This window comes from Pseudomonas sp. dw_612 (assembly GCF_018449725.1).
Lineage (GTDB): Bacteria > Pseudomonadota > Gammaproteobacteria > Pseudomonadales > Pseudomonadaceae > Aquipseudomonas.
On sequence record NZ_JAAVVC010000014.1, the window covers coordinates 107,489 to 127,111 of the forward strand.

The following is a 19,623-nucleotide window of genomic DNA, read 5'->3' on the forward strand; positions in this document are numbered from 1 at the left end:
GAATTGAAAAGCGGTGGAGCAATGACGCACCGCCGCATCCCCACGCATATCAAGAGGACTCCCATGCGTCTTATCCGCATGCTGTTGCTGCCGGTACTGGCTTTGACCACGCTCTCGGCCCACGCCGATGACAAGGACGTGGCGCGTCTGACCCAATTGCTGGAAACATCCAAGACCCTGACCGCGCGTTTCTCGCAGTTGACCCTCGATGGCGGCGGCACCCAGTTGCAGGAAACCGCCGGTGAAATGTCGTTGCAGCGCCCGGGCCTGTTCTATTGGCACACCGATGCACCGGCTGAACAAACCATGGTTTCCGACGGCAAGAAAGTGACGCTGTGGGACCCGGACCTGGAGCAGGTCACTATCAAGAAGCTCGATGAACGCCTGACCCAAACCCCGGCTCTGTTGCTGTCCGGTGACGTGTCCAAGATCAAGGAGAGCTTCGACATCAGCGCCAAGGAAGCCGGTGGCGTGATCGACTTCACCTTGAAGCCGAAAACCAAGGACACCCTGTTCGACAGCCTGCGCCTGTCGTTCCGCAATGGCTTGCTGAATGACATGCAAATGATCGACAGCGTGGGCCAGCGCACCAACCTTCTGTTCACCGGTGTGAAGGCCAACGAGCCGATCCCGGCGTCCAAGTTCAAGTTCGACATCCCTAAAGGGGCGGACGTGATCCAGGAATAAACGCAGAACCTGTGGGAGCGGGCTTGCTCGCGAAGAGGGAGTGTCAGTCGCCATACAAGTTGTCTGACACACCGCCTTCGCGAGCAAGCCCGCTCCCACAGGGATTGTGGTGTTTAATACGTTGGCGGGTCGGCATTAGGACTCACTAGAGGTTTCAGAAAGTTGTGATGGACCTGTTTCGCAGTGCCCCGATTGCTCAGCCCTTGGCCGCTCGCTTGCGTGCAGCCAATCTGGATGAGTACGTCGGTCAGGAACACCTGCTCGCTCGCGGCAAGCCTTTGCGTGAAGCGCTGGAGCAGGGTGCCCTGCACTCGATGATCTTCTGGGGGCCGCCGGGCGTGGGGAAAACCACCCTGGCGCGGTTGCTGGCGGAAGTGTCGGATGCGCATTTCGAAACGGTGTCGGCGGTGCTGGCTGGCGTGAAGGAAATCCGTCAGGCGGTGGAAATCGCCAAGCAACAGGCCGGGCAGTACGGTCGCCGGACCATCCTGTTTGTCGACGAAGTGCACCGCTTCAACAAGTCTCAGCAGGACGCGTTCCTGCCGTATGTGGAAGACGGCACGCTGATTTTCATCGGCGCGACCACCGAAAACCCGTCCTTCGAACTCAACAACGCCTTGCTCTCGCGGGCGCGTGTTTACGTGCTTAAAAGCCTCGACGAAGCGGCCCTGCGCAAACTGGTGCACCGCGCGCTGACCGAAGAGCGTGGCCTGGGCAAGCGGCAACTGACCCTCAGCGATGAAGGCTTCCAGATGCTGCTGTCCGCCGCCGATGGCGATGGCCGGCGTTTGCTCAACCTGTTGGAAAACGCTTCCGACCTGGCCGAAGACAACAGCGAGATCGGCATCGATCTGCTGCAAAGTCTGCTGGGCGATACCCGTCGGCGTTTCGACAAGGGCGGCGAAGCGTTCTACGACCAGATTTCCGCACTGCATAAATCCGTACGCGGCTCCAACCCCGACGGCGCGTTGTACTGGTTCGCGCGCATGATCGACGGTGGTTGCGATCCGCTGTACCTGGCCCGACGCGTGGTGCGCATGGCCAGCGAAGACATCGGCAACGCCGACCCCCGGGCCCTGAGCCTGTGCCTGGCGGCGTGGGAAGTGCAGGAGCGCCTCGGCAGCCCCGAAGGCGAGTTGGCGGTGGCCCAGGCCATTACCTATCTGGCCTGCGCGCCGAAAAGCAACGCGGTGTACATGGGTTTCAAAGCCGCGATGCGCAGCGCCACCGAACACGGTTCGCTGGAAGTGCCGCTGCACCTGCGCAACGCGCCGACCAAGCTGATGAAGCAATTGGGTTATGGCGATGAATACCGTTATGCCCATGATGAGCCGGACGCCTACGCTGCTGGCGAAGACTACTTCCCGGAAGAGCTCGAGCCACAATCGTTCTATCAACCGGTGCCGCGCGGCCTGGAATTGAAGATTGGCGAGAAGCTCAACCACCTCGCGCAACTTGATCGTCTGAGCCCCCGGCAGCGGAGAAAATAGTGCTTCCATTGATCATCGCGGTTTCCGTTGGCGGGATCGCCGGAACGTTGTTGCGCTTTGCCACCGGCAACTGGATCAACGCTAATTGGCCACGGCACTTCTATACCGCGACGCTGGCCGTTAATATCGTCGGCTGTTTGCTGATCGGCGTTCTATACGGTCTGTTTTTGATACGCCCGGAGGTGCCGATCGAGGTGCGCGCCGGGTTGATGGTCGGCTTCCTCGGGGGGCTGACGACTTTTTCATCCTTTTCACTGGATACGGTGCGCCTGCTTGAAAGCGGGCAAGTGCCGCTGGCCCTGGGCTATGCTGCCATCAGCGTATTCGGCGGGCTGCTCGCCACCTGGGCTGGCCTGTCCTTGACCAAACTTTGATAAACGAGAGACCGACATGCTCGATTCCAAACTGTTACGTAGCAACCTTCAGGACGTAGCGGACCGCCTGGCATCCCGTGGCTACACGCTGGATGTTGCGCGCATCGAAGCGCTGGAAGAACAGCGTAAGACCGTCCAGACCCGCACCGAAGCACTGCAGGCTGAACGTAATGCGCGCTCCAAATCCATCGGTCAGGCCAAGCAGCGCGGCGAAGACATCGCGCCTTTGATGGCCGACGTCGAGCGCATGGCGAACGAGTTGAGTGCCGGCAAGGTAGAACTGGACCAGATCCAGACCGACCTGGACTCGATCCTGCTCGGCATCCCGAACCTGCCACACGAATCCGTGCCTATCGGCGCCGATGAAGACGGCAACGTCGAAGTGCGTCGTTGGGGCACTCCGACTGCATTCGATTTCCCGATTCAGGATCACGTGGCCCTGGGCGAGAAGTTCGGCTGGCTGGATTTCGAAACCGCTGCCAAGCTGTCCGGCGCACGCTTTGCCTTGCTGCGTGGCCCGATCGCCCGTCTGCACCGTGCTCTGGCGCAGTTCATGATCAACCTGCACACCAGCGAGCACGGTTACGAAGAGGCCTACACGCCTTATCTGGTTCAAGCGCCGGCCCTGCAGGGCACTGGCCAGTTGCCGAAGTTCGAAGAAGACCTCTTCAAGATCAGCCGCGAAGGCGAAGCCGATCTGTACCTGATCCCGACCGCTGAAGTGTCGCTGACCAACATCGTTGCCGGCGAAATCGTCGATTCGAAACTGCTGCCGATCAAGTTCGTCGCCCACACCCCGTGCTTCCGCAGCGAAGCCGGCGCGTCGGGTCGCGACACGCGCGGCATGATCCGCCAGCACCAGTTCGACAAAGTCGAGATGGTCCAGATCGTTGAGCCATCGACGTCGATGGACGCGCTGGAAGGCCTGACCGCCAACGCTGAAAAAGTCCTGCAACTGCTGGAACTGCCGTATCGCACCCTGGCGCTGTGCACCGGCGACATGGGCTTCAGCGCGGTCAAGACCTACGACCTGGAAGTGTGGATTCCGAGCCAGGACAAGTACCGCGAGATTTCGTCGTGCTCCAACTGCGGTGATTTCCAGGCTCGTCGTATGCAAGCGCGTTTCCGTAACCCGGAAACCGGCAAGCCTGAGCTGGTTCACACCCTGAACGGTTCCGGCCTGGCGGTCGGTCGTACCCTGGTCGCGGTGCTGGAAAACTACCAGCAGGCCGACGGTTCGATCCGAGTGCCAGCGGTACTGAAACCGTACATGGGTGGCCTTGAGGTCATCGGCTAAATGGACTATCTGCCGCTGTTTCATAACCTGCGCGGCAGTCGTGTGTTGGTCGTCGGCGGCGGGGAGATTGCCTTGCGCAAGTCCCGCCTGCTGGCCGAAGCCGGTGCGCTGCTGCGGGTGGTTGCACCTGAAATCGAACCGCAATTGCGCGAGCTGGTGACCGGCAGCGGCGGCGAGTGCCTGTTGCGTGGCTACGTCGAAACGGATCTGGACGGCTGCGGGCTGATCATCGCCGCCACCGACGACGAACCGCTGAACGCGCAAGTCTCCGCTGATGCCCATCGGCGTTGCGTGCCGGTCAACGTGGTGGATGCGCCAGCCCTGTGCAGCGTGATCTTCCCGGCGATTGTCGACCGTTCTCCGTTGATCGTTGCCATCTCCAGCGGCGGCGATGCGCCGGTGCTGGCGCGGCTGATCCGGGCGAAAATCGAAACCTGGATTCCTTCCACCTACGGTCAACTGGCCGGCCTGGCGGCGCGTTTCCGCAATCAGGTCAAAGGCCTGCTGCCGGATGTGCAGCAGCGTCGTTCGTTCTGGGAAGATGTTTTCCAGGGCCCGATTGCCGATCGGCAACTGGCCGGGCAGGGCGCTGAAGCCGAGCGCTTGCTGCTGGCGAAAATCGCCGGCGAGCCGCCGAAAAAAACCGGTGAGGTGTATTTGGTCGGTGCCGGGCCGGGCGATCCGGACCTGCTGACCTTCCGTGCCTTACGCCTGATGCAACAAGCCGACGTGGTGCTGTACGACCGCTTGGTGGCCCCGGCAATCCTCGATTTGTGCCGTCGCGATGCGGAACGGATCTACGTCGGCAAGCGTCGCGCCGATCACGCGGTGCCGCAGGACCAGATCAACAAGCAATTGGTGGACCTGGCCAAGGCCGGTAAACGCGTGGTGCGGCTGAAGGGCGGTGATCCGTTCATCTTCGGTCGTGGCGGTGAAGAGATCGAAGAACTGGCGGCCCATGGCATCCCGTTCCAGGTCGTGCCGGGCATTACGGCGGCCAGTGGTTGCGCGGCGTATGCCGGGATTCCGCTGACGCATCGTGATTACGCGCAGTCGGTGCGGTTTGTTACCGGGCATCTGAAAGACGGTTCCACCGATTTGCCGTGGGCCGACCTGGTCGCCCCGGCGCAAACCCTGGTGTTTTACATGGGGCTGGTGGGCTTGCCGATCATCTGTGAGCAATTGATCAAACATGGTCGCGGCGCAGACACCCCGGCGGCATTGATTCAGCAGGGCACTACGGTCAATCAGCGGGTGTTTACCGGCACCTTGGCGGATCTTCCACAACTGGTGGCGGAGCATGAAGTGCATGCGCCGACGCTGGTGATCGTTGGGGAAGTGGTGCAACTGCGCGAGAAACTGGCGTGGTTTGAAGGGGCTCAGGCGCAGGTCTGATCACCGCGTCGCCTGCATTCGCGAGCAAGCCCGCTCCCACATTTAACCGAGTTCTATCTGAAAGAACGCAGTCGAATGTGGGAGCGGGCTTGCTCGCGAAGAGGCCCTCAATATCACCCAATGCTTAGGATCGAACCCAAACCCCTTTCCCACTCAACCGCGCCCGATCATGGCCCGCTGTGAAATCCTGCGCCGGCCCTTTCGGCACAATCCCGGTCGGATTAATGGTCTTGTGGCTGCCGTAGTAATGATTCTTGATGTGCTCAAAATCCACCGTCTCGGCAATCCCCGGCCACTGATACAACTCGCGCAGCCAGTTCGACAAATTCGGATAATCGGCAATCCGCCGCAGGTTGCACTTGAAGTGCCCATAATACACAGCGTCGAAGCGAATCAGCGTGGTGAACAACCGAATATCGGCCTCGGTCAGGTATTCGCCGACCAGGTAACGGTTCTCGCCCAATAACAGTTCCAACCGATCCAGCTCGGCAAACACATCATCGAACGCTTCTTCATAAGCCTGTTGCGACGTGGCAAACCCGGCGCGGTACACGCCGTTGTTCACGGCCGGATAAATCCGCTCGTTCAACGCATCAATCTCGCCCCGCAGCGGCGCCGGATAGAAATTCAGGTCATTGCCGGTCAAATCATCAAACGCGCTGTTAAACATGCGGATGATCTCCGCCGATTCATTGCTGACGATGCGCTTCTGCTGTTTGTCCCACAGCACCGGCACGGTGACGCGGCCGGTATAGTTGGCGGTGTCGGCGGTATAGCGCTGATGCATGAAGTTGAAGTGATCGAGTTTGTCGCCGGTGGAGCCGAGGTTCTGGTCGAAGGTCCAGCCATTCTCCAGCATCAACCAACTGACCACCGACACGTCGATCAGGGATTCAAGACCTTTGAGTTTGCGCAGGATCAGCGTGCGATGCGCCCACGGGCAGGCGAGGGACACGTAGAGGTGATAGCGACCGGGTTCGGCGGCAAAGCCCCCGACACCACTCGGGCCGGGCTGGCCGTCAGCAGTCACCCAATTGCGGCGCTGCGCCTGTTCGCGCTGGAACGCGCCGTCCTTGCTGCTTTCGTACCACTGGTCGTGCCAGCGGCCTTCAACTAACAAACCCATTTCAAGACTCCTCAACCAATAAGCGTTGGAGAGGAGTCTATGCGCATAGGTTCGATTAAATAGCGCAAAGGTTGGGCGGTTATGATCGGTTAAATCGATTTATCCCGGGCGTCCCAATACTGCTGGGCGGTGTGGAAGGCTTGCTCACGGGGCTGGCCGAGGCCGCGCAAGGCCAGGGCCATGGTCGAGATCAGCGCCATTTGCGGGTAGCTGTCGACCACATCACCGCGCCACACCGCTTTCAAATGTTCAGGATCAAGGCTGGCCGGTTTGACGTGGCGCTGCGCCGACAGTTGCGGCCATTCCTCGTCCCAACTCTCGCCGCCGGTGGTGCCGTACAAGTGACTGTCGACGTCCGGGTTGATCTCGATTTCGCCGCCATCGCCCTTCACCACAATTGCAGTGTCGCCGAGCAAGCCGCTGGCATCGCGGTGCACGGCTTGGTAGCCGGGATGGAAAATACTTTGCAGGCCACAGCGCGCGCCCAGCGGATTGAGAATCCGCGCCAGGGAATGGATCGGCGAACGCAGGCCCAAGGTATTGCGCAGGTCGATCATGCGCTGAAGCTGCGGCGCCCAATCCACCAGCGGCATAAATGCCAGACCGCCGTTGTCCAGCGCATCACCCACTTGTTGCCAGTTGCGGCACAGCGGGATTTTCAACGCCTCCAGCAGTTGCTCGCTGTACAGCCGACCCGCCGTGTGTGCGCCGCCGCCGTGCATGAAAATCCGCACGCCATTCTGTGCCAGGCACTTGGCCGCCAGCAGATACCACGGCAGATGACGTTTCTTGCCGGCATACGTCGGCCAATCCAGATCAACCTTCAATGCCGGGGCCTGCAGCCGTTCACGCAAGGCTTCGGTGAACCCGGCCATTTCCTCGGCGCTTTCTTCTTTGTGCCGCAACAGCATCAAGAACGCGCCGAGCTGAGTGTCCTCGACTTTGCCGTCCAGCACGAAGCCCATGGCTTCCCGGGCTTCGTCGCGAGTCAGGTCACGAGCGCCGCGCTTGCCTTTGCCGAGGATTCGCACGAACTGGGCGAACGGGTGTTCGGCGGGCGTTTCGAGGGTCAGTGCTGGGAAGTCGGTCATAAGCAATTCGTCGGTTTGGGCAGGCCCGCCAGTTTGGCGGCGAGTTTGGCAGGGGTGCCTTTGAACAGTCGGTTCAGGTGCAGGCTGTTGCCTTTTTCCGGGCCGAGCTTCAACGCGGTGTACTTGATCAGCGGGCGCGTCGCCGGGGACAGCTGGAATTCGTCGTAGAAACGCCGCAGCAATTCGAGGATTTCCCAGTGCTCGGGGCTCAACTCGATGTCTTCGGCCGCGGCGAGGGCGCTGGCCACGTCGGTGGACCAGTCGCTCAGTTCGACCAGGAAGCCGTCCTTGTCCAGCTCGATGGCGCGGGCGCCGACGGTCAGGGAATTCATAGCCAACTGTTGACCTTGTCGTAGTGGATCGACAGTTCGACGAAGGCCGGGTAATCGATGGCTTCGGCCCAATCAGGCACCACCAGGGCGCGGGCCTGGGCATCTTCGGCCAGCACGAACAGCTTGAGGCCACGAGCATTCAGCGCATTGAACGGCACGGTGCCCGGCTGCAAGGCATACGCCGCATCGCCGGACAGCAGCAACGCATCGTCGGCGCCGATCACGCGCAGGCAACTGGTCAGGCGATCGTCGCCGAACGGGGAATGAGACAACAGATGCAAAGTCGACATCAGAGGGTGATCACCTGGTCGTAACGGTCGATAAGGGCGGTGATTTCGGTGGCGGCCAGCACCTGGGCTTCTTCCAGCGCCAGTCTGCTCGGGTCCATGCCACGTTCGGCGGCGCTGTCGGCGCAGACAAACAGGTCTTCGACGCCGAACATCGGCAACGCTTGCAGGTTGGCGCTCAGGTCTTTTTGTTGCAGGGCCTTGGCGTCCTGTTTCGCGGCGAGCTGGAACACGCCGTCATCGAGAAACAGCAGGCCGATCGGCAGGTCGAACGCACCGCCGGCCAGCACGATGTCCAGCGCTTCCCGCGCGCCCGGTCCGGACCACGGCGCCTGACGGCTGATAATGAGTAGGGATTTAGGCATGTCACGCGCCTCCGAAACAGATCAGGCGGTCGGCGTCCTGTACCGCGTCATGCAATTGACCGAGACCGGACAATTCCCAGGGAGCATCCACCGCGACCGCTTCACGCTGATAGCGTTTGGCTTCTTCGTCGTTCAATACACCCCGACGCAGCGCAGCGGCGATGCACACGACGCCGTCCAGTTGATGCTCGGCGACAAAAGTGCGCCATTGCTTGGGTAAGTCCTGCTCGTCCTGGGGCGTGACCACGCTGCCGGACGCGTTGTAGACGCCGTCCTGATAGAAAAACAGCCGGACAATCTCATGCCCGCCGGCCAGCGCAGCCTGGGCGAACAGCAAGGCACGGCGCGAGGAGGGCGCATGGGCGGCGGAAAACAGCGCGATGGCGAACTTCATGACAGACTCGATCAGCAAAACTGTGGCCATGATAAAGCTTTATCGCTGAGGCGGCGAAGGGCGTTTTCTTATAGACCGAGGTGCTGCAATCGCGAGCAAGCTCGCTCCCACAAGGGATCTGTGTTGCGCGTGACGACCGAGTCCACCACAAAACCCTGTGGGAGCGAGCTTGCTCGCGATGACGGACTGTCAGGCAACACATTCAGCGCGGCATGTACCCCAACTGCCAACGCCGTGGAATCTTCAGTGACAGCAATCCCACCACCCCGGCCAGCAAGCCGCTGACAAACAACGCCTTGAGCCCCAAATGGTGTTCCAGCACCGCACCCAGTACGGCGCCGGCGAACATGCCGGTCCAGGGAATCAACTGCACCCGCCAGCCATTGCGTCGTTCGCCCAGCATCCAGCGCCCCAAACCACGGCCGAAGCGCGACAGGGCGCCGGTGACGTAGGTCAGGCCGACGGGCAGGCCGTTCACTTCTTCGACTGCAGCATTGAGCATGCCCATGGCGATGATCGCCGCCAGCAGCGCCGGCAGTTGCTCGTCATAAGGCCACGCGGCAGCGCCGCAGAGCAGGGTGGCGATGCACAACAATAACGGCAGCGCCCGACGCCCGCCGAGGCGGCTGACGACGATGCCCAGCGCGTTGCCGATGATGAAGGTCGCCACAAGGATCAACAGGCGCAGGGTCAGCCCCTGGTCTCCGTCGCTGATAGCGACCGCGAGCCGAGTGGTGTTGCCGCTCATAAAGGATACGAAATCGCCGCTGGCCATGAAGCCGATGGCGTCGGTCATGCCGGCGAGCACCGACAGTGTGGCCACCAGCGACAGGCCAATGCGCCCGCGCCATTTCTGGATATGCAGATGGCCAGGGCTGGCGCGATGAGTGGAGGCGGATGGCAGCATCGGCGTAAGTCGTCCTCAGACAGCGACCGAAAGGGTCACTTACTCAATCCATATAACTCGCAATACTCCAGCCAGTCCATGCCGGCCATTTCAGCGACTTCTTTATGCACTTCCATGCGCTGGGCCTGATAGTCCTCGGCGCTGGCCGCAGTCAGTTGCAAGGTCAGTTCCCAGGCAAACAGGCCCAGGCGTTCGGCCTCGGCTTCGAACGCTTCATGCAAGCGCTCGTCGCGGTATTGGGCCGGGGTTTCACCCTTGGCCTGGGCGAGCAGCGGGTTGAGGTTATCGAGTTCGTGGCGCAGTTCCGGGCGCTCATCGAGAAACTTTTTCAGCGCCTGTTCGTGTTGCTGTTCGGTGGCTGCCATGGTCGCTCCTTGCCGGTCAGGTTACGAAGCCTGCTTCTTGGCTTTGGCCGCTGCGGCCAGGCATTCGAGGGCGAACTGCTCGGGGTAGGTCATCTGGATCGGCGTGGTTTCGCCTTTGACGGTTCTTTCGCCGTCGAGAATGTAACGAATCCGCTTGTCAGTGACGCCGATTCGCTTGGCGATCCAGGAAGGGGTCTGACCGATCTGGCTGATCAGCTTGTCGGCATATTCGGCGGTTGGTTTGTAAAATTCGGCGTTGGGTGTCATGTGGCTTTCCAGAAAAAGAGGTGATGCGCTGTTAATTGCGCGACAGGGTGCGCGAATCGTCACGCGGTGTCGCGCTATAAATGAAGTAAAGCAGAACGATACGCCGCGCCACGGTGATACAGTCCGCTTTTTCTTGAAGAGCGAACACGATGCGAATTCTGATGGTGGCGCTGGCCGCAACCCTGCTGGCGGGCTGCGCGGGCTCGGCGATGGACGACTCCCGCACCAAATCCCCGACCAAGGTCCTGAACTCGGACAAACCGGAAAAAGTCGTCGCCCAGTGCGTGCAATTCGCCTGGCAGGACGAAGCGGTATTTGGCGTGGACGCCGGGGCTTATCTGCAGCCGGGCAAGAAGGGTGGTTCGACGGTTTATACGCGCTCGGCGGAATCGTTTGTGGACTTGACCACCGATGCTTCCGGAACGGTATTGAGTTACTACGCGCAGCACGATGATTTCGTAGCCAAGCGTCGGTTGGCGGCGTTGGCGACTTGTTTGTAAGCCAGAACACCATCGACCACTGTGGGAGCGGGCTTGCTCGCGAAGACGGTTTATCACTCAACATTGATGTTGGCTGAGACACCGCTTTCGCGAGCAAGCCCGCTCCCACAATGGGATTTGTGTTTTAAAGGGTATGAATCAGGCGCTTCTGGAAAAAGTGGCGCGTATGCCCCGGCGGATAATCAGCAATCTGGCCAAACTCGCTGTAACCCAGCTTCTTGTAGAATGCCGGCGCCTGAAAGCCGAAGGTGTCGAGCCAGATCCCCACGCATTCCTTCTCCTGTGCCAGTGCTTCGGCCATCTGCATCAGTTTTGTGCCCAGCCCCTGTCCTCGGCCTTGTTCCGGCACTGATAGCAGTTCGATAAACAACCATTGGTAAAACACCCGGCCATAGAGTCCGCCGAGGATATCGCCGCTGTCGTCACGCACCAGCAAGGCCACCGGCTCAGGCTTGGCGAGCCCGGCTTGCGCCGCGTTGTAGATCCGCAACGGTGCAAGGATGGCCTCGCGCTCTTCGTTGGTGGGGGCTTGCGAGCGTTCGATACGCAACGTCATGGCGATGTCCTTATGGCTGTGAGCCGAGAGATTATCTGGCTCGCCGCCATTGTTCCATCCCCGAACGCCGGTGGAACCGTCGCTTGTGCGCAGGTGTCTAGCCTCTAGAGCGTCAATTCAGAACGCGGCCATGAGGAGAGCCCATGAACATTTTCGAAGCCTTGCGCGAAAGCCACGACCGCCAGCGCGGTTATGCCGATGCACTGATCAAGACCAGCGGCGACACGCCGGAGCGGGTCGAAGCCTATAAGCAACTCAAAGCTGAGCTCCAGGCCCATGAAACCGCGGAAGAGCGGCATTTCTACATCCCGCTGATGGAGTTCGACAACGGCGTCGACCTGAGCCGTCATGCCATCTCCGAACACCACGAGATGGACGAAATGATGGAGACCCTGGACGAGACTGAGATGTCGGATCCGACGTGGCTGGTGACGGCGAAAAAGCTGTCCGAGAAGGTCCATCACCACCTGAAGGAAGAAGAGCAGAAGTTCTTCCAGATGGCCGGCAAGTTGCTCGACGACAAACAGAAAGAGTCCCTCGCCGGCCAATACGAAAAGGAATACCAGGAACAACTTTCCTGAGGTGAGAATCGTTCCGATTGCTGCCTTGCGCTGTAGGCCTTTGCCCACAAGGGTCGTAGGACTTGGCTCAAAGTACTGGCTGTATATCCAGTATTTGCTGGCGATCCACCAAGCAGGCAGCCTCGGTAGCGGAAATCCGGTCGGTGGACAAAAAACGCAGCTCCGTTAGGTTGAAGGCCTCTCCTCAGGAAGGAGAGTTCTTAAATCAATGGAGTGAAAAAGATGAACAAACCACAGACTCAACCCGAACTGCGACACGGTCGTGTCACCTCCCCATCCAGCCGTGGCGCGGTCGCCGTCGAACTGGGGCTGCTGGGCAACTGGCAGGTCAATGAAATGGAAGGCGGCAAGAACTTTCCGTCCCTGGTGGCCGGTCCGTTTCCCGCACCGTATCAAACCGACAGTGACAGCGTCACCCCACCGGCCGACGGTTTCATCCTCAGCGGTGGCAAGACCGATGCCCGCGACTGCATCAACTTCACCAACGAAGAACTGAGCCAAAAACTCAATCGTCCGTTCGCCTGGCCGCTGTTGAACGTCGACCCGGGCCAGACCTTCAACGTCACCTGGGAATACACCGCGCCCCACGTTACCCGTGGTTATCGCTGGTTGATCACCAAGGATGGCTGGGATTCGAAGCAGCGCATCTCCCGCGCGCAACTGGAAGCCAAACCGTTCGCCGAGGATTTCTACACCCAGGTCCCGTATTACAGCCATTCCGCCGAGATGAAGGCCAAGGTCAACCACGAAGTGAAATTGCCGGGCAACAAAAAAGGCCATCACGTGATCGTGCTGATGTGGATCGTCGCCAACACCGGCAACGCCTTCTATCAAGCGTTCGACGTGGACTTCAAGTAAGCCCGCCGCGTTAACCCTCCACACGTTCTGAAGGAATAGAACATGTCAAAATTTGACTTTACGTTATTGAAATCCGCCGTCAGCGACGCCGCTTCACTGATGCCGAGCATTGCCGGCAAAAAGATCCTGATGGGCTTCTGGCACAACTGGCCCGCCGGGCCGAGCGACGGATATCAGCGTGGCCAATTCGCCAACATCGCTCTGCAGGATGTGCCCAAGGATTACAACGTAGTGGCCGTGGCCTTCATGAAAGGCAACGGCATCCCGACCTTCAAGCCGTACAACCTGTCCGACGCCGAGTTCCGTCGCCAGGTCGGCGTGCTGAACAGCCAGGGCAGGGCGGTGCTGATTTCCCTCGGTGGCGCCGATGCGCACATCGAGCTACACAAAGGCAACGAACAGCCACTGGCCAATGAAATCATCCGTCTGGTGGAAACCTACGGCTTCGATGGCCTGGACATCGATCTTGAACAGAGCGCGATTGATTTCGCCGACAACAAGACCGTCCTGCCGGCCGCGCTGAAACTGGTCAAGGACCATTACGCCGGTGAAGGCAAACACTTCATCATCAGCATGGCGCCGGAGTTTCCGTACCTGACCACCGCTGGCAAATACGTCGGCTACCTCCAGGCCCTGGAAGGTTATTACGACTTCATCGCCCCGCAGTATTACAACCAGGGCGGTGACGGAATCTGGGTGCAGGAAGCCAACAACGGCAACGGTGCGTGGATCGCCCAGAACAACGACGCGATGAAAGAGGATTTCCTGTTTTACCTGACCGAAAGCCTGGTAAGCGGCACTCGCGGGTTCACCAAAATCCCGGCGGACAAGTTCGTCATCGGCCTGCCGGCTAACGTTGACGCAGCGGCCACCGGTTACGTGATCAACCCGGCAGCAGTGGTGAATGCCTTCAAGCGTCTGGACGCCAAGGGGCTGTCGATCAAAGGCCTGATGACCTGGTCGGTGAACTGGGACAACGGCGTCAACAAGGACCACGTGCCGTACAACTGGGAGTTCAGTCGTCGCTACGGGCCGTTGATCAACGGCACACGGCTGTCCTCCCACGAGGAAGGGCACGCGGCGCCTGAAATCGCCAACCCGCTGTAAAAAGAAGCCCGGCAGAGATGCCGGGCTTTTTGGTTTTCGCCTACCATGGGGCTCTTCTCACGAAAAAAGGATGCGTTGTGATGGCGAATACAGCCGACCGGGTCAACATCATTGACACCCAGGTGTTATCCCACGACTGGTACCTGCTGAAGAAAATCACCTTCGACTATCAGCGTAACAACGGTGACTGGCAGCGCCAGACCCGCGAAGTCTACGACCGAGGCAATGGCGCCGCGATTCTGCTGTTCAACCGCGAGAAGAAAACCGTGGTGCTGACACGTCAGTTTCGGCTGCCGGTGTTCGTCAACGGTCACGATGGTTTGTTGATCGAAGTGGCGGCTGGATTGCTTGAAGGCGCCGACCCCGAAGAACGCATCCGCGCTGAAGCCGAAGAGGAAACCGGCTACCGCGTGCACCACGTGCAAAAGGTCTTCGAGTCCTACATGAGCCCCGGCTCGGTCACCGAAAAACTGCACTTCTTCATCGCTGAATATGACGCCGCATCGAAAGTCAGCGCGGGCGGCGGGCTGGAAGAGGAGACCGAAGAACTGGAAGTGCTGGAGTGGACATTCGACGAGGCCCTTGAGGCGTTTTATCGCGGGGAGATCTGCGACGCGAAGACGATTATGTTGCTGCAATATGCGGCGATGAAGGACATCTTCGGAGCAGTGTGATCCGGGTCGAACGGGCCTCTGGATCGAGAGAGCGTTTTGGCACAATGGTCGAGCATTTCGGCACAGTAACCCTCCTGTGCCGCCTCTAGACTCGTGCTTCACGCCAGCACTCAGATGAGGTCACGATGAAACTCAGAATTATCCCCTGCGCATTGTCCATGGGAGTTGTCCTCACGGGGCACGCTGCCAACTTCTCGCTGACCAGCCAGGACATTGCTGACAACCATCCGCTGACCAGCCGCGAAGTGTTCCAGGGTTTTGGTTGCGAGGGCGGCAATACCTCGCCTGAACTGTCCTGGAGCAACGGCCCGGCGGGTACCAAAAGTTATGCGATCACGGTCTACGATCCCGATGCGCCGACCGGCAGCGGCTGGTGGCACTGGACAGTGGTCAACTTGCCCGTTTCAACCCACAGCTTGCCTCGCGGTGTCGGCTCGAACCTGCCGGCCGGTGCCGTACAAGGACGAACCGATTATGGCCAACCGGGATTCGGCGGCGCGTGCCCGCCGGTAGGGGATAAGCCTCATCGTTATCAGTTCACCGTATGGGCATTGAAAGTCGATAAGCTGCCCCTCGACAACCAGGCCAGCGGCGCGTTGGTGGGCTATATGCTCAATGCCAACGCCCTGGCCAAAGCGACCCTTACTTCAACTTACGGACGTTAACCACAATGCGCCCTTGTGTCGGCATACAGCACCGGGAAAACATTATCGATGCGTGTGTCATCAGGGCGCGGCAGCCTCATACCTTGCAACGGGTGCCGGTGTTCGTGACCACCGTGTGTCGCGTGCGCCAGGGCGAAAAACTGCTGCAATGGGATGATCGGCAGATGCGTGCCGGGCCGCAGCATCTGATTCTGATGCCGGCCGGGCGCGAGCTCGGGATCTCGAATTTCCCCGGTCTTCACGGTCACTACATCGCCGATGCCGTGACCTTTCCCGCCTCGACACTGCGCCATTTCAGCAGCCGTTATGGCCAACAGATCAGCAGCCGTCCCCGCGCCACGAACAGCGATTTATGTGTGCCTTTGGACCGGCACACTACGCAAGCCTGGGATCAGTTGTTGGCCGCGATCCATGCGGACGCGCCTGAGGCCTTGCGCACACATTATGGCGAAGCGGTTCTCTTGAGCCTGGGCCTTGGCGGCTTCGCCGGGCCGCTGTTGATGGACCGCAACGATCCCCTGTGCGAACGGGTGCAACAGCTATTAATGAGCAGCCCGGAGCGAGACTGGACGGTGGCGGGCGTCGCCCAACAGCTGAATCTGGGGGAGTCGACGTTGCGTCGCCAACTGGCCAATGAGGGGGACAGTTTCAGGAATATTCTGGAAGGTGTGCGTCTGGCGACGGCGTTGCAATGGCTGCAAACCACGTCCAGGCCCATCGGTGAAATTGCCGGTGCCAGCGGTTACGCCTCGGCCTCACGTTTTGCGGTGCGTTTTCGCTCACACTACGGGCTGTCGCCTCGGGAATTGCGGGCGATGATTTAAGCTGTCCTTGACCTCAAAACAAATCATCCATCCTGCTGGCGCCTGACCACTCGCAACCTTCCAGTGTCAGCAGCCGCTCCTTCGCCTCCAGCCCCCCGGCAAACCCGGTCAGCTTCCCCGACGCCCCGATCACCCGATGACACGGCGCGACAATCGAGATCGGGTTCTTGCCATTCGCCGCACCCACCGCCCGAACCGCACTGGGATTACCGATCTGCTCGGCAATCTGGCTGTAACTGCGGGTCTCGCCAAACGGAATGGTCAACAGCGCCTGCCAGACCTTTTTCTGAAAATCGGTCCCGGCAAACTCCAGCTCCAGGTCAAAGCGGTTTCGTGTGCCGGCAAAGTATTCCTGCAACTGTTGAACCGCGCGCAGCAGGATCGGATGGTCCGGCGCTTGCGTCATCGGCCCGAGGCGTACCCGGTCCGGTTTGTCGTTTTCCCAGAGGATGGCTGCCAGTCTTGAACCGTTCGCGACCAGCTTCAACTCGCCGACCGGGGAGGCCATGGTGGTGAAGGTGTAGCTCATGCCGGCGAACTCCGAAAACCGCTGAATAGAGGGCAAGCATACTGCCTCATCGGGGAGGCGCAATACGTAATCCCAGCCATACTGGCTACTGCTCTTGAAGCGTTCCCTCTGTTATTGCAGAGCCTAAAAACAAAAAAAGAGACCGAATCATGAAGTTCGAACCTTTTGCCAAATCGCTGATAGCGACCTCATTGGCGCTCAGTTGCCTCAGTGCTTACGCCGCCTCGGTGGCCCCGGTGGCGGCCGAAAACGGCATGGTGGTCACGGCCCAGCATCTGGCCTCCCACGTAGGCGTGGATGAACTGAAGAACGGCGGTAACGCCGTGGATGCCGCCGTGGCGGTCGCCTATGCGCTGGCGGTGGTCTATCCCGCAGCAGGCAACCTGGGCGGCGGTGGTTTCATGACCATTCAACTGGCGGACGGGCGCAAGACCTTCCTCGATTTCCGCGAAAAAGCACCCTTGGCCGCGACGGCGAACATGTATCTGGACAAGGACGGCAATGTCGTCCCGGACCTGAGCACCCGTGGTCACCTGGCCGTTGGCGTGCCGGGCACGGTCTCCGGCATGGAACTGGCCCTGAGCAAATACGGCACCAAGCCGCGCAAGGAAGTGATCGCCCCGGCCATCAAACTGGCTGAAGACGGTTTTGAGCTGGAGCAGGGCGATGTTGATCTGCTGGAGTACGCCACCGATGTCTTCAAAAAAGACATGCGCGACTCGGGCTCGATTTTCCTGAGCAACGGCGAGCCGATGCAGGTCGGGCAGAAACTGGTGCAAAAAGATCTCGCGAAGACCCTGCGGGAAATTTCCGAGAAGGGTGCCGACGGTTTTTATAAAGGCTGGGTGGCCGACGCCATCGTCACCTCCAGTCAGGCCAACAAAGGCATCATCACCCAGGCCGATCTCGACAAGTACAAAACCCGCGAACTGGCCCCGGTGGAATGCGATTACCGTGGCTATCACGTAGTCTCGGCGCCACCGCCAAGCTCTGGCGGGGTGGTGATCTGCGAGATCATGAACATCCTCGACGGCTACCCGATGAAAGACCTGGGCTATCACTCGGCCCAGGGCATGCATTATCAGATCGAAGCCATGCGCCACGCCTATGTGGACCGCAACAGCTACCTCGGCGACCCGGATTTCGTGAAGAACCCGCTCGCCCACCTGCTGGACAAAAACTACGCGACCACACTGCGCGCCGCGATTCAACCGCAAAAGGCCGGCGTGTCCCGGGAGATCAAACCCGGCGTCGCGCCGCATGAAGGCAGCAACACCACGCACTTCTCCATCGTCGACAAATGGGGCAACGCGGTGTCGATGACTTACACCCTCAATGACTGGTTCGGTGCCGGGGTCATGGCGAGCAAAACCGGGGTGATCCTCAACGACGAAATGGACGACTTCACCTCGAAAATCGGTGTGCCGAACATGTACGGTCTGGTGCAAGGGGAGGCCAACGCCATCGCGCCCGGCAAGGCACCGCTGTCGTCCATGAGCCCGACCATCGTCACCAAGGACGGCAAAGTGGTGATGGTGGTTGGCACGCCGGGTGGCAGCCGCATCATTACCGCGACCTTGCTGACCATTCTCAACGTGATCGACTACGGCATGAACATCCAGGAAGCGGTAGACGCGCCGCGTTTCCACCAGCAATGGCTGCCGGAAGAAACCAATCTGGAGACCTTCACCACCAGCCCGGACACGGTGAAACTGCTCGAAAGTTGGGGGCATAAGTTCGCCGGGCCACAGGATGCCAACCATGTGGCGGCGATTCTGGTCGGCGCGCCGTCGCTGGGCGGTAAACCGGTGGGCAAAAACCGCTATTACGGCGCGAATGATCCGCGCCGTAATACCGGGTTGTCGCTGGGTTACTGAGGCTGTTGAACAGGGGTGAATATGGATAGGCCGGATGTGGTGATGTGAGGTTCTCAGCAATCTTGCATCCGGCCCGTTCAAAACGACTACTTTGAAAGGAGCAGCGCGATTTGATTAGCGAATTTTTCATTCGCGTGGATGGTGTTATCAAAGTCGAAATCGCCTGCCTTCAATTCTTCCATTTTGTAGATAAGCGAATTGATGTTTTGTAAAAGTGATGCAAGCTTCTTAGTTCGGTCTAGAGCTCTTGGATCAGCTGCCGGCCACTCGTGCACCATTTTCCTATATGGAAAGTAGCGATCTGTTTCTGTGGTTAGCGTGAAGTTGTCATAAATAATATTCTTTAAATCCTGGATGGTTACATTGCTGACCATTAGCGAAAGCAGGGCAGCCGTGTCGAGTCCCATATTTTCCATGCAACACTGGTAGATCAAACTACGCTGTTGGAACTGTTTATTCCTGTAGTCAGTTTCTGCGTCCAAGCAGGAAATAATGCTATTGCGTATGTTGTGGGCATGCCCAGTCAAGATCACATCATCTTTGAAGGATTTTAAGTCCGTCGTTACGGTGGTGTGAAAACTACACAGCAATGCTTCGACATAGCAATCGAGGTAAAGCGTATAGCTCTCGAATGCTTCTGTTTTCGGGTATGACTGTGGAAAGCCGTCGGTGTACTCTTTAGCCGAAAGATAAGCAGCTTCTAAACCAGGAAGCGCGAAAAGAATCGAGTTCATCACCCGCTCAGTGTCCACTGCCAATGAAATGGCCATGATTCCTTTTTGACCTTGATTGGTCATGGTGCGGAATCGTGTCCAACTATTAAAAACAGTGTGTCTATTGACTTGAAGCTCTTTGAATTGAACGTAAGCAAATTTTTTGTCTATGACTGCATGAAAATTTTCAACAATGACGTGGAAGTCGAAAACGGTGTTTTGGCGATTATCGTCATTCGTTGTAATGGATTTCAGATAGTCGACAAGGCCGACCTCATTTATTGCCTTTATATATTTTTTATCCGCGCCTACCAGCATGGTTCTAACGGTGGGAACTTTGTTCATATCACTTTCCTTGTGCC

At 59.2% G+C, this 19,623-nt stretch carries 24 protein-coding genes and 1 pseudogene; 13 read left to right on the forward strand and 12 right to left on the reverse strand.

The features are described from left to right. The first annotated feature begins 63 nt into the window (after positions 1-63). From lolA to cysG, 5 genes are all read left to right on the forward strand, one after another. The gene (gene lolA / locus HB680_RS20860) at positions 64-687 is read left to right on the forward strand and encodes an outer membrane lipoprotein chaperone LolA (protein WP_213940380.1); all 624 of its coding nucleotides are present in this window, start codon (positions 64-66) and stop codon (positions 685-687) included. 167 nt (positions 688-854) lie between these two features. Then, complete coding sequence (locus HB680_RS20865) at positions 855-2,177, forward strand: replication-associated recombination protein A (RefSeq protein WP_133838660.1); 1,323 nt, start codon at positions 855-857, stop codon at positions 2,175-2,177. Further along, a complete protein-coding gene (crcB, locus tag HB680_RS20870; protein ID WP_213940381.1) occupies positions 2,177-2,551 on the forward strand; it encodes a fluoride efflux transporter CrcB in 375 nt (124 codons plus the stop codon). Before HB680_RS20865 ends, crcB begins: the two co-directional genes overlap by 1 nt. Before the next feature lie 16 nt (positions 2,552-2,567). After that, positions 2,568-3,848, forward strand: coding sequence for a serine--tRNA ligase (gene serS, locus HB680_RS20875; protein ID WP_213940382.1), 1,281 nt, complete (start codon positions 2,568-2,570; stop codon positions 3,846-3,848). Next, the gene (gene cysG, locus HB680_RS20880) at positions 3,849-5,243 is read left to right on the forward strand and encodes a siroheme synthase CysG (protein ID WP_213940383.1); all 1,395 of its coding nucleotides are present in this window, start codon (positions 3,849-3,851) and stop codon (positions 5,241-5,243) included. It abuts the gene before it with no gap. A gap of 124 nt (positions 5,244-5,367) precedes the next feature. On the opposite strand, the gene HB680_RS20885 is transcribed toward cysG, so the two are convergent. The 9 genes from HB680_RS20885 to HB680_RS20925 all read right to left on the reverse strand — a co-directional run bounded on the left by HB680_RS20885 (position 5,368) and on the right by HB680_RS20925 (position 10,377). After that, positions 5,368-6,369 (reverse strand): glutathione S-transferase family protein, encoded by a 1,002-nt coding sequence (locus tag HB680_RS20885; protein ID WP_213940384.1) that lies wholly within the window; start codon positions 6,367-6,369, stop codon positions 5,368-5,370. A gap of 89 nt (positions 6,370-6,458) precedes the next feature. Then, on the reverse strand, positions 6,459-7,460 hold the full coding sequence (locus HB680_RS20890) for a glycosyl transferase family protein (protein ID WP_213940385.1): 1,002 nt from the start codon (positions 7,458-7,460) through the stop codon (positions 6,459-6,461). After that, the gene (locus HB680_RS20895) at positions 7,457-7,792 is read right to left on the reverse strand and encodes a TusE/DsrC/DsvC family sulfur relay protein (RefSeq protein WP_213940386.1); all 336 of its coding nucleotides are present in this window, start codon (positions 7,790-7,792) and stop codon (positions 7,457-7,459) included. Before HB680_RS20895 ends, HB680_RS20890 begins: the two co-directional genes overlap by 4 nt. Beyond that, positions 7,789-8,082 (reverse strand): sulfurtransferase complex subunit TusB, encoded by a 294-nt coding sequence (gene tusB / locus HB680_RS20900; RefSeq protein ID WP_213940387.1) that lies wholly within the window; start codon positions 8,080-8,082, stop codon positions 7,789-7,791. Before tusB ends, HB680_RS20895 begins: the two co-directional genes overlap by 4 nt. Continuing rightward, a complete protein-coding gene (tusC, locus tag HB680_RS20905; RefSeq protein WP_213940388.1) occupies positions 8,082-8,444 on the reverse strand; it encodes a sulfurtransferase complex subunit TusC in 363 nt (120 codons plus the stop codon). Before tusC ends, tusB begins: the two co-directional genes overlap by 1 nt. 1 nt (position 8,445) lies before the next feature. Then, on the reverse strand, positions 8,446-8,838 hold the full coding sequence (tusD, locus tag HB680_RS20910; protein ID WP_213940389.1) for a sulfurtransferase complex subunit TusD: 393 nt from the start codon (positions 8,836-8,838) through the stop codon (positions 8,446-8,448). A 202-nt stretch (positions 8,839-9,040) separates the two neighbouring features. Further along, positions 9,041-9,745 carry a YoaK family protein gene (locus tag HB680_RS20915; RefSeq protein ID WP_213940390.1) on the reverse strand — a complete coding sequence of 235 codons (705 nt, stop codon included), beginning with the start codon at positions 9,743-9,745 and terminating at the stop codon, positions 9,041-9,043. Positions 9,746-9,780: 35 nt separating this feature from the next. Next, positions 9,781-10,110, reverse strand: coding sequence for a DUF6388 family protein (locus HB680_RS20920; protein ID WP_213940391.1), 330 nt, complete (start codon positions 10,108-10,110; stop codon positions 9,781-9,783). 21 nt (positions 10,111-10,131) lie between these two features. Further along, positions 10,132-10,377 (reverse strand): hypothetical protein, encoded by a 246-nt coding sequence (locus HB680_RS20925; RefSeq protein WP_213940392.1) that lies wholly within the window; start codon positions 10,375-10,377, stop codon positions 10,132-10,134. A 149-nt stretch (positions 10,378-10,526) separates the two neighbouring features. Between HB680_RS20925 and HB680_RS20930 the strand changes: the two genes are divergently transcribed. Beyond that, positions 10,527-10,877, forward strand: a complete 351-nt coding sequence (locus tag HB680_RS20930) for a hypothetical protein (protein WP_213940393.1) — start codon at positions 10,527-10,529, stop codon at positions 10,875-10,877. Between the two features lie 124 nt (positions 10,878-11,001). Here HB680_RS20930 and HB680_RS20935 read toward each other — a convergent pair whose 3' ends face one another. After that, positions 11,002-11,433 (reverse strand): GNAT family N-acetyltransferase, encoded by a 432-nt coding sequence (locus HB680_RS20935; RefSeq protein ID WP_213940394.1) that lies wholly within the window; start codon positions 11,431-11,433, stop codon positions 11,002-11,004. A 143-nt stretch (positions 11,434-11,576) separates the two neighbouring features. Between HB680_RS20935 and HB680_RS20940 the strand changes: the two genes are divergently transcribed. The 6 genes and pseudogenes from HB680_RS20940 (at position 11,577) to HB680_RS20965 (ending at position 16,142) form a co-directional block, all read left to right on the forward strand. Continuing rightward, positions 11,577-12,014: a hemerythrin domain-containing protein gene (locus HB680_RS20940; RefSeq protein ID WP_213940395.1), complete on the forward strand. Its 438-nt coding sequence runs from the start codon at positions 11,577-11,579 to the stop codon at positions 12,012-12,014. A gap of 222 nt (positions 12,015-12,236) precedes the next feature. After that, positions 12,237-12,872 (forward strand): lytic polysaccharide monooxygenase auxiliary activity family 9 protein, encoded by a 636-nt coding sequence (locus HB680_RS20945; RefSeq protein WP_213940396.1) that lies wholly within the window; start codon positions 12,237-12,239, stop codon positions 12,870-12,872. 42 nt (positions 12,873-12,914) lie between these two features. Beyond that, positions 12,915-13,916: pseudogene (locus HB680_RS20950) on the forward strand (chitinase); the annotation flags it as partial. Positions 13,917-14,059: 143 nt separating this feature from the next. Continuing rightward, a complete protein-coding gene (locus HB680_RS20955) occupies positions 14,060-14,653 on the forward strand; it encodes an NUDIX domain-containing protein (RefSeq protein ID WP_213940398.1) in 594 nt (197 codons plus the stop codon). A gap of 125 nt (positions 14,654-14,778) precedes the next feature. Beyond that, entirely contained in the window at positions 14,779-15,318 is a 540-nt protein-coding gene (locus HB680_RS20960; RefSeq protein ID WP_213940399.1) for a kinase inhibitor, read from the forward strand. 5 nt (positions 15,319-15,323) lie between these two features. Further along, positions 15,324-16,142 (forward strand): helix-turn-helix transcriptional regulator, encoded by an 819-nt coding sequence (locus HB680_RS20965; protein WP_213940400.1) that lies wholly within the window; start codon positions 15,324-15,326, stop codon positions 16,140-16,142. Between the two features lie 13 nt (positions 16,143-16,155). Here the strand turns inward: HB680_RS20965 and HB680_RS20970 are convergent, their stop codons facing one another. Continuing rightward, complete coding sequence (locus HB680_RS20970) at positions 16,156-16,671, reverse strand: methylated-DNA--[protein]-cysteine S-methyltransferase (RefSeq protein WP_213940401.1); 516 nt, start codon at positions 16,669-16,671, stop codon at positions 16,156-16,158. Positions 16,672-16,820: 149 nt separating this feature from the next. Between HB680_RS20970 and ggt the strand changes: the two genes are divergently transcribed. After that, a complete protein-coding gene (gene ggt, locus HB680_RS20975; protein ID WP_213940402.1) occupies positions 16,821-18,548 on the forward strand; it encodes a gamma-glutamyltransferase in 1,728 nt (575 codons plus the stop codon). 86 nt (positions 18,549-18,634) lie between these two features. Here ggt and HB680_RS20980 read toward each other — a convergent pair whose 3' ends face one another. After that, complete coding sequence (locus HB680_RS20980) at positions 18,635-19,606, reverse strand: hypothetical protein (protein WP_213940403.1); 972 nt, start codon at positions 19,604-19,606, stop codon at positions 18,635-18,637. Positions 19,607-19,623: the final 17 nt, after the last annotated feature.